Below are 10050 nucleotides of genomic sequence, written 5' to 3' on the forward strand. Positions count from 1 at the left end.
CGCCTCGAAGCCCTCCTGGCCGTCCTGACCGGCGCCACCGAAGGCCTGGAGGAGACCTGCGACCTCCTCCTCGCGTCCCTGCGCTCGGGCAACGACCAGGACGACGTGGCCCTCCTGATCGCCCGCGCCGTCCCGGCGGACCCTGCCGGCGCTGAGGAGTGCTGATGCCGGGGACGGGCGCCGGGCGCGTCCCCGGCGGGGTCAGCGGAGCTGGACGCGGTAGAGCGTGCGGCGGGGTTCGATGGTGAGCTGCACTTCGCCCTTGGCTCCTGCATACGTTCCCGTGCCGCCGACGACGGCCGCGTCCGCGCGGTGCGGGCCGCGGCCGAAGCGGTTCTCCATGGATTCCAGGACGAGGGTCCCGTCCGTGCCCCGCAGGACGTAGCGGCACTGGGCCACGACGCCCTCGTACCGCAGGAGGACCACCGTGCAGACGGCGCTGCCGTCCCCCGCCGGCTTGCCGGCGGCGTCCTGGAGGTCGGCGTAGACGGCCCAGGTGTCACCCTCCTTGGGGTGCTCGGGCGGGCTCCCGGTGCGGTGCACGGCGGTCCAGGCCACGTTCTTCTCTCCGGCCGCCTTCTCCCCGGCGGCCGCGGCGGGCTGCGGGGACGGCAGGGCGGCGGCGACGGCAGTGGCGGCCACGGCGGCAACGGCTGCCACGGCGGCGGCTTGACGGCGCATCAGGCGCATCGGGCACCTCCGGCTCGTACGGACGGGTCGGGCCCCTACGTACCCGATCCTCGTGCGTTCACCCCACCCCTCGTATGGCGCCCGCACAATTCCCGTCACGAACACTTCACCCGCCGGGGGAGGGGTTTCCCTCCGGCGGGTGACGGTATCGCGTCCGGAATCAGGTGAACTGCCCGGGCTCCGGCGGAAGTTCGCCGAGCGTCGGGTACGAGGGCTGGGCGCCCGGCCGGGTCACGGCCGCCGCGCCGACGCGCACCGCGAAGCGGGCCGCGTCGGGCAGCGAGGCGCCGGCCGCCAGCCGGGCCGCGAGCGCGCCGGTGAAGGCGTCGCCGGCGCCCGTGGTGTCCACGGCCTCGGCCTTGACGCCGGGCACCGCCACCGGCTCGCCGGCCCCGGCCTCCAGGGCCAGGGTGCCTTCGGCGCCCAGGGTGACCACGACCGAGCGGGCACCCTGGTCGCGCAGGGAACGCGCCCACTCCTGCGGCGTGCCCTCCATGAGCTGCGTGAGGTGGCGGGCCTCGTGCTCGTTGACGACCAGCGGGTCGGCCGCCGCCAGGAGTTCGGGGTCCAGGCGGTCCGGGGCCGGCGAGGGGTTGACCACGACCCGCGTGCCCGTCTCGCGCGCGGTCTCCGCGGCCGCCCGCACGGTCGCCGGCGGGATCTCCAGCTGGAGCGAGACGACCGCCGACGCGGCGATCACCTCCCGGGCGGCCTCGACGTCCTCGGGCAGGAGGTGGGCGTTCGCGCCCGGCGAGACCACGATGCTGTTGTCGCCGTCCGGCCCGACGACGATCATCGCCGTGCCCGTCCGGGCGCCCGCCTCGACCAGTACGTGCCGCAGCTCCGTGCCGGCTTCTCGCTGCCCTTGCAGCAGCAGCTCGCCGAAGGCGTCGTCACCGACCTTGGCCAAAAGGGCCGTCCGGGCGCCGAGGCGCGCGGCGGCGGCGGCCTGGTTGGCTCCCTTGCCGCCCGCCGATTCGACCAGATCCGTGCCCAGGACCGTCTCGCCCGCCCCGGGCCGGCGGTCCACCCGCACCGTCAGGTCCGCGTTGGCCGACCCCACGACCAGTACGTCGTACATCCGTTCGCTCCGTGCCTCGTCCATCGCCGTGTCACCCATCGAATTCCGCCGCGTTCTTCCTGTCGACCAGCACCACCGGCACCTTGACCCGTTCCGGCAGCTTCTCACCCTTCGACGCCCTCACCGCCCAGTCCACGGCCTGCCGGCCCAGCAGCTTCGGCTGCTGGGCGACGGTCGCCGTCAGCCTGCCCGCGCGCACGGCGGCGATCCCGTCCGGGGTGCCGTCGAACGCGACGACCTTGACGTCCCGGCCCGCCGCCGCGCCCAGTGCCTTCGCCGCGCCCAGCGCCATCTCGTCGTTCGCCGCGAAGACCCCGGTGACGTCCCGGTGCGCCTGGAGGACGTTGGCCATGACGTCCATGCCCTTGGTGCGGTCGAAGTCGGCGGGCTGGCGGGCCACGACCTCGATGCCGGGGTAGGCCCTGATGCCCTCCTCGAACCCCTTGCCGCGCTCGCGCGCCGCCGACGTCCCCGGCTGACCCTCCAGGAACGCCACCTTCCCCTTGCCGCCGAGGGACTCGGCCAGCGTCCGCGCCGCCAGCCTCCCGCCCGCGACGTTGTCGGAGGCGATCGTCGAGCCGACCCGGCCGCCGTTCACGCCGCGGTCGATGGAGACGACCGGCACGTTCGCACGGTTGGCCACGCCCACCGCCGGGACGGCCGCGTCGGAGTCGACGGGGTTGATGACGGCCGCCTTGACGTTCTGGCTGGTGAACGTCTCCATCTGGTTGATCTGCTGGGTGGGGTCGTTCTGCGCGTCCGTGATGTTGATCTTCAGGCCGCGGGCCTTCGCCTCCGCCCGTGCGCCCTCCTTGATGCCGACGAAGAACGGGTTGTTCATCGTGGACAGGGCGAGCCCCAGGTCGGTGTCGCCGCCGCGGTCGCAGCCGGACAGGGACAGGGACAGGGACGCCGCCAGCGCGGCCACCACGGCCGGCACCCGCCCCCTCATCGCGCGCTCCGGCGGCGCAGCGTGTCGAGCAGCACGGCCAGCGCGATGACCAGGCCGGTGGCGACCTGCTGCCAGAAGGCCGAGACGCTCAGCAGGTTGAGGCCGTTGCGCAGCACCGCGAGGATCAGCGCGCCGATGAGCGTGCCGGAGACCTTGCCGGAGCCGCCGGACAGGCTCGCCCCGCCGATCACGACGGCGGCGATGGCATCCAGCTCGTAGCCGACCGCCGCCTGCGGCTGCGCGGAGGTCAGCCGGGCGGCCAGGACGATGCCGGCCACGGCGGCGAACAGCCCGGAGAGCGCGTAGATGACGAGCTTGCGGCGCTTGACGTCGATGCCCGACAGCCGGGCCGCCTCCTCGTTGCCGCCGATCGCGAACATCGCGCGGCCGGTGTACGTACGGGCCAGGACCAGCGCCGCGACCGCTCCCATGACGACCGTCACGAGAACGGGAACGGGCAGCCGGCCGCCGAGCGTGTCGCCGAGCCGGGCCACGGACGAGGGGAAGGCGAGGGGGGAGCCCCCGGAGATCACGAGGGCCAGGCCGCGGCCGACCGAGAGCATCGCCAGGGTGGCGATGAAGGCGGGCAGCCTCCCGTACGCGACGAGGGCGCCGGAGAGCAGACCCGCGCCGGCGCCCACCGCGAGGCCGAGCAGCACGGCGACCCAGACCGGCAGGCCCTCCTTCGTCGCCGCCCAGGCGAGGACGGTCGCGGAGAGCGCCGCCACCGAGCCGACGGACAGGTCGATGCCCGCGGAGACGATGACGAACGTCACGCCGAACGCCAGGATCGCCGTCACCGACGCCTGCACGCCCACGTTGAGGAGGTTCTGCCCGTTCAGGAAGTCCCGGGACAGCACCGCCATCACCACGACCAGGGCGATCAGCCCGCCCAGCGGGCCGTTGCGGAGCACCGCTCTCGTGAACCACTGTCCCGCATCGCTTACGGGCACCCGCAGCACCTCAGCCGACATCGGAGCCCTCCATCGCGCTCGCTTCGTACGTGTTCGCGGTGTGCGCCGGCCGGACGGCCAGCTCCATCACCGCGTCCTGCGTGGCCCGTTCGCCCGACAGCTCGCCGGCGATCCGGCCCTGGGCCATCACCAGCACCCGGTCGCTCATGCCGAGCACCTCGGGCAGGTCGCTGGAGATCATCAGCACCCCGCAGCCCGCCGCCGTCAGCTCGTTGACGAGCCGGTAGATCTCGACCTTCGCACCGACGTCGACGCCGCGCGTCGGCTCGTCGAGGACCAGCAGCCGGGCGCCCGCCAGCAGCCACTTGCCGATGACGACCTTCTGCTGGTTGCCGCCGGAGAGGGTGCGGGCGGTCCGCTCCAGCCCGCTCGTGCGCACCTTCAGCCGCTCGGCGACCTCGGCCGCCCGCCGGCGCTGCCCGCTCCGGTCGACGAACCCGCGGTGGGTGTCCTGCCCCAGCCGGGCCAGGGTGAGGTTGTCGGTCAGCGAGGCGTCGAGCAGCAGGCCCTGCCCCTTGCGGTCCTCGGGGACGAGCCCGACCCCGGCCCGCATCGCCGCCCGCACGTCGCCGCGCGCGAGCGCCTTGCCGTCGACCTCGACCGTTCCGGCGTCGTAGCGGTCGACGCCGAACAGCGCCCGCGCCACCTCCGTACGGCCCGCACCGACCAGTCCCGCGAGCCCCACGACCTCCCCGGCCCGTACGTCGAAGGAGACGTCGCGGAAGGCGGGGGCGCGGGTCAGCCCGCGCACGCGCAGGAGCGGCGCTCCGGGCCCGGCGGGCCGCTCGCGCGGGTACTGCTCGGCGATGTCGCGGCCGACCATCAGCCGGATCAGCTCGTTCTCGTCGGTCGTGGCGGGCACTTCGGTCACCGAGCGGCCGTCGCGCAGCACCGTCACCCGGTCCCCGAGCGCGGCGATCTCGTCCAGGTGGTGGGTGATGAAGATGACGCCCACGCCGCTGTCGCGCAGTTCGCGCACGAGCGCGAAGAGCGTGGCGACCTCCTCGGAGGTGAGCACCGCCGTCGGCTCGTCCATGATCAGGACGCGGGCGTCCAGGCTCAGGGCCTTGGCGATCTCGATCATCTGCAGCCGGGCGATGCCGAGCCCGGCGACCGGCTCGGCGGGGGAGACGTCCAGCCGGACGCGGCGCAGCAGCTCCGCCGCCCGGGCCCGCATGGTCCGCTTGTCGATCAGCCCCAGCGCGGTGCGCGGCTGGCGGCCCAGGAAGATGTTCTCGGCGACTGTCAGGCCGGGGACGAGGTTGAACTCCTGGTGGATGGTGGCGATGCCGAGCCGTTCCGCGTCCTGCGCGGAGCGCACGGCGACCTCGCGGCCGTCCATCAGGATGCGGCCCCCGTCGGGGCGGTGGACGCCGGAGAGCATCTTGATGAGCGTGCTCTTGCCGGCGCCGTTCTCGCCGAGGAGGACGTGCACCTCTCCCGCGCGGAGGGTCAGGTCGACCCCGTCCAGGGCGCGGACGCCCGGGAACGCCTTGGTGACGCCTTCCACCCGCAGCAGTTCGCGGCCGCCCGGCACGTCGTCGTCGACGCCGGTCATGCGCTGCCCCTCTCCTGGTCTCGAGTCGCCGGTCCTTGAGTCGGCCGGTCCGTGAGTCAGCCGGTCCTTGGGTCAGCCGGTCGGTCATTCGCCGCAGGAGCGGCGCCGCACGAGCCGTGCGGGCAGCAGCACCGACGGCGCCTCGCGCCCCTCGATCCGCTCCAGCAGCGTGTGCACGGCGGCCCGGCCCAGCTCGCGCGTCGGCTGGGCGACGGCGGTCAGCGGCGGGTCGAGGTGGGCGAACCACGCCACGTCGTCGAAGGCGACGAGCGCCACGTCGGAGGGGACGCGCAGCCCGCGCGCCCGCACCTCGTCCAGGGCGCCGAGCGCCATCAGGTTGTCGGTGGCCAGCACGGCGTCCGGCGGTTCCGCGAGGTCCAGCAGGTGCCGCATCACCTGCCGGCCGCCCTCCGGGCGCAGGTCGGGCGACGAGCCGATCCGCTCCGGCGGCAGCGGGAGGCCGTGCGCGGCGAGGGCCGTGCGGAAGGTCTCCAGGCGCTCGTCCCCGACGGGTGTGCCGGCGGGCGCGACGATGACGGCGGGCCGGCGCCGCCCGAGCGCCGCCAGGTGCGCGGCCAGCTCCGTCAGCGCGGCCCGCCCCTCCGCCCGTACGCACGGCGCGGCGATGCCCGGCACCGTGCGGTCGAGGAGCACCAGCGGGGTCCCGGCGGCGGCGGCTTCGCCGAGCATGGGCGAGCCGGTGCCGGCCGAGCTGACCATGAGGCCGTCGATGCGCCGGTCCAGCAGGGTGCGGATGTGGTCGTCCTGCTGCTCGGTGCTCTCGCCGGCGTTGCCGATGATCAGGCTGTAGCCCAGCCGCCGGGCCTCCTGCTCGACAGCGTCGGCGAGTTCGGTGAAGAAGGGGTTGCGCAGGTCGCTGATGACCAGCCCGAGCGTACGGGTCCGGGCGGTGCGCAGGGAGCGGGCGACGACGTTGGGCCGGTAGCCCAGCTCGGCCACGGCGGCCAGCACGCGCTCGCGGGTCTCGGCGACGGGGGAGCGGCCGTTGAGGACGCGGGAGACGGTGGCGACGGAGACGCCGGCCCGCTCGGCGACGTCCTTGATGTTCGCCATGGTGCCGCGCCTCCCGCTCCCGGTCGTGTCATCGATTTCGTCCTGCCGTGCCGGTCAGGTAATCGATTACACGCCCGGGGCGTCAAGGTTTCGCCCGAGTGACCCACCTCACCCGGCGGGGAGTCATCTCACCCCGGCCAGCTCCAGTCGGCCACCTCCGGCATGTCCACCCCGTGCTCCCGGATCCACGCGTGGTGCCGCGTGCGGGCGTCCGCCATGGCCTGGCGTACGGACGCCGCGCGGACGCCGAGGCCGGGGACGCGGTCGATGACGTCCATGACGAGGCGGTAGCGGTCGAGGTCGTTGCGGACGACCATGTCGAAGGGGGTGGTCGTGGTGCCCGCCTCCTTGTAGCCGCGGACGTGCAGGTTCGCGTGGCCGGTGCGGCGGTAGGCGAGGCGGTGGATCAGCCACGGGTAGCCGTGGTAGGCGAAGATGACGGGCCGGTCGGTGGTGAACAGCGCGTCGTACTCCGCGTCGGCCATCCCGTGCGGGTGTTCCTCCCGCGGCAGCAGGCGCGTCATGTCGACGACGTTGACGACCCGTACGGCGAGCTGAGGCAGCTCGTGGCGGAGGAGGTCGGCCGCGGCCAGCACCTCCTGGGTGGGGACGTCGCCGGCGCAGCCCAGGACGACGTCCGGCGGCCGGTCGCCGTTCTCCGTGCCCGCCCACTCCCAGATGCCCGCGCCGCGGGCGCAGTGGGCGCGGGCCTCGTCGAGGCCGAGCCAGTCGAAGCAGGGCTGCTTGCCCGCCACCACGACGTTGACGTAATCGCGGGTGCGCAGCACGTGATCGGCCACCGACAGCAGGGTGTTGGCGTCCGGCGGGAGGTAGACCCGCACCACCTCGGGGCTCTTGTTGAGGACGTGGTCGACGAAGCCGGGGTCCTGGTGGGAGAAGCCGTTGTGGTCCTGGCGCCAGACGTGCGAGGTCAGGAGGTAGTTGAGGGAGGGGACGGGGCGGCGCCAGGGGAGCGTGCGCGCCGTCCGGAGCCACTTGATGTGCTGGTTGACCATCGAGTCCACGATGTGGATGAACGCCTCGTAGCAGGAGAACAGGCCGTGCCGGCCGGTGAGCGTGTAGCCCTCCAGCCAGCCCTGGCACAGGTGTTCGGAGAGCACTTCCATCACGCGCCCGTCGTGGGCGAGGTGTTCGTCGACGGGCAGCTCCCCGGCCTGCCAGGCCTTGCCGGTGGCGGCGTAGAGGGCGTCGAGCCGGTTGGAGGTGGTCTCGTCGGGCCCGACGACGCGGAAGTTCCGGCTGCCGGCCGTGTCGGCCATGATCTGGGCCAGCAGGCCGCCCAGCACCCGGGTCGGCTCGTGCGTCGCGGCGCCGGGTTTGTCGACGGGCACCGCGTAGTGCTCCAGCGGGGGCAACGGCAGGGCGCGGGTGAGCAGGCCTCCGTTGGCGTGCGGGTTGGCCCCCAGCCGCCGGTCGCCCTCCGGCACATGGGCGAGGACCTGCGGGCGCGGCCGCCCGTCCTCGTCGAAGAGCTCCTCCGGACGGTACGAGCGCAGCCAGCGCTCCAGCTGCCGCAGGTGGCCGGGGTTGTCGCGCACCCCGGCCAGCGGCACCTGGTGGGAGCGCCAGGTGCCCTCGACGGGCCGGCCGTCGACCTCGTGCGGGCCGGTCCAGCCCTTGGGCGTGCGCAGCACGATCACCGGCCAGTGCGGCCGGTCGGTCACGCCGTCCTCGCGGGCGGCGCGCTGGGCGAGGGCGATGTGGTCCAGGGCCCGGTCCATGGCGTGGGCGAGGGCGCGGTGCACTTCCCGCGGGTCGTCGCCGGTGACGTGGATCGGCTCGTGGCCGTAGCCGCGCAGCAGCCGCTCCAGCTCGCCCTCGGGCAGCCGGGACAGCACCGCGGGATTGTCGATCTTGTAGCCGTTGAGGTGGAGGATCGGCAGGACCGCGCCGTCGTGCACCGGGTCGAGGAACTTGTTCGCGTGCCAGGACGCGGCCAGCGGCCCCGTCTCCGCCTCGCCGTCGCCGATGACGCAGGCCACGAGCAGGCCGGGGTTGTCGAGGGCGGCGCCGTAGGCGTGGGCGAGGGAGTAGCCCAGCTCGCCGCCCTCGTGCAAGGAGCCGGGCGTCTCCGGGGCGACGTGGCTGGGCACCCCGCCGGGGAAGGAGAACTGGCGGAACAGCCGCTCCATGCCGTCGGCGTCGCGCCCCACGTCCGGGTAGACCTCGGCGTAGCTGCCGTCGAGCCAGGAGTTCGCGAGGACGGCGGGCCCGCCGTGCCCCGGCCCCCAGACGCAGACGGCGTCCAGCCCCCGCGCCCTGACGACGCGGTTGAGGTGGGTGTGCACGAGGTTGAGGCCGGGGGAGGTGCCCCAGTGGCCGAGCAGGCGGGGCTTGATGTGCTCGGGCTCCAGCGGCACGGTCAGCAGGGGGTTGCTCAGCAGGTAGATCTGGCCGGCGGCCAGGTAGTTCGCGGCGCGCCAGTGGGCGTCGAGCGCCGCCAGTTCCTCGTCGGCGAGGGCCTCCTGTCGCGGTCCGGCGGTGCGGTCGGCGTGCTCGGGCATGTACGGCCTCCTCGGGACGCGGTGCCGGGTACCCGCCACCGGGCACGGGAAACGCTTCCAGGCCCAGGCCGCCCCGCGTAGGGGTTGTCCGGCCGGATTCGCGGGCCCGGCCGGGCGGACCGTACGGCCCGTGCGGCCCTGCCCTCCCGCCCGCCCCCCGCGTACCGTCACACTGCGTGGCGCCACCGGGGCTCCGAGTCGCGGAAACGGGCCCGTCGGGTGATTCTCGAAGGACGTGGCCGGGTCCCCGGCCACCGCCCCCCGCGGCACCTCCGGACGTTCGCGCACCTGTTTGCACCTGCCCCGCCGGGGCAGCCGCAACTACCGGAAGGTGCTTCCGGCCGGCAGGCACTCCTTTTGCTCGGGAGCGAGGAGAACCGTGACCATGGCCCAGACGATGCGCCGGCGCAACCGGGACGCCCCCGACACCGCCGATTCCTTCGCCCGCCTTGCGGACCTGCCGCCCGGTGCGGAGCGCGAGCGGCTGCGGCAGGACGTCATCGCCGCCTGGCTGCCCATGGCGGAACGCATCAGCCTGCGCTTCCGCAGCAGCGGTGAGAGCCCCGCGGACCTGCGGCAGGTCGCGGCGCTGGGCCTGGTCAACGCCGTGGACCGGTACGACCCGCGGCTCGGCCACGCCTTCGAGACCTTCGCCGTGCCCACGATCGTCGGCGAGCTCAAGCGGCACATCCGCGACCACGCGTGGTCGCTGCACATCCCGCGCCGGGACCAGGAGCTGCGCACGGCCGTGCGCTCCGCGCAGGCGGCCCTCGGCCAGCGCGGCGCCCGGACCCGGCCGAGCCCCGCCGAGCTCGCCGCCGAGTGCGGCCTGTCGGAGGACGAGGTGCGCCGGGGACTGGCCGCCGAGGGCGTGCACAACACGCTGTCGCTGGACCACCCGGTCCTGGGCGCCGACGACCTCCCGCTCTCCGACACCCTCGGGGGCGTGGACCGGGCGCTGGACCTCGTCGTCGACCGCCAGTCCCTCAAGCCTCTGCTCGGGGCGCTGTCCGAGCGGGAGAAGTACGTCCTGTACTGGCGCTTCTTCGGCAATCTCACGCAGAAGCAGATCGGCGCACGCCTCGGCGTCTCCCAGATGCAGATATCCCGCATTCTCAGCCGGACCTGCGCGCGGCTGCGCGAAGAGCTGGGCCCCGCGGGGACGCCGCGGCGGACCCCGGCCCCCGGCTGACCCC

6 protein-coding genes and 1 pseudogene are annotated in these 10050 nt (G+C 74.2%); 1 reads left to right on the forward strand and 6 read right to left on the reverse strand.

Annotated elements, in window-relative coordinates; genetic code table 11:
- Positions 1–201 precede the first annotated feature (201 nt).
- From ACSNOG_RS29960 to ACSNOG_RS29985, 6 genes and pseudogenes are all read right to left on the reverse strand, one after another.
- A complete protein-coding gene (locus ACSNOG_RS29960; RefSeq protein WP_436755842.1) occupies positions 202–681 on the reverse strand; it encodes a hypothetical protein in 480 nt (159 codons plus the stop codon).
- 169 nt (positions 682–850) lie between these two features.
- The gene (rbsK, locus tag ACSNOG_RS29965; RefSeq protein WP_436755847.1) at positions 851–1771 is read right to left on the reverse strand and encodes a ribokinase; all 921 of its coding nucleotides are present in this window, start codon (positions 1769–1771) and stop codon (positions 851–853) included.
- A gap of 31 nt (positions 1772–1802) precedes the next feature.
- Positions 1803–3697: pseudogene (locus tag ACSNOG_RS29970) on the reverse strand (ABC transporter permease/substrate-binding protein).
- Complete coding sequence (locus ACSNOG_RS29975) at positions 3687–5255, reverse strand: sugar ABC transporter ATP-binding protein (RefSeq protein ID WP_436755843.1); 1569 nt, start codon at positions 5253–5255, stop codon at positions 3687–3689. The pseudogene ACSNOG_RS29970 and the gene ACSNOG_RS29975 overlap by 11 nt, the downstream one beginning before the upstream one ends.
- Positions 5256–5339: 84 nt before the next feature.
- Positions 5340–6329, reverse strand: coding sequence for a LacI family DNA-binding transcriptional regulator (locus tag ACSNOG_RS29980; RefSeq protein ID WP_436755844.1), 990 nt, complete (start codon positions 6327–6329; stop codon positions 5340–5342).
- A gap of 128 nt (positions 6330–6457) precedes the next feature.
- Positions 6458–8854, reverse strand: a complete 2397-nt coding sequence (locus ACSNOG_RS29985; protein ID WP_436755845.1) for a phosphoketolase family protein — start codon at positions 8852–8854, stop codon at positions 6458–6460.
- A gap of 385 nt (positions 8855–9239) precedes the next feature.
- Between ACSNOG_RS29985 and ACSNOG_RS29990 the strand changes: the two genes are divergently transcribed.
- Positions 9240–10046: a SigB/SigF/SigG family RNA polymerase sigma factor gene (locus tag ACSNOG_RS29990; protein WP_436755846.1), complete on the forward strand. Its 807-nt coding sequence runs from the start codon at positions 9240–9242 to the stop codon at positions 10044–10046.
- Positions 10047–10050 lie beyond the last annotated feature (4 nt).

Origin of the sequence: Streptomyces sp. URMC 124 (genome assembly GCF_051386455.1) — a bacterium.
Taxonomy (GTDB): Bacteria; Actinomycetota; Actinomycetes; order Streptomycetales; family Streptomycetaceae; genus Streptomyces.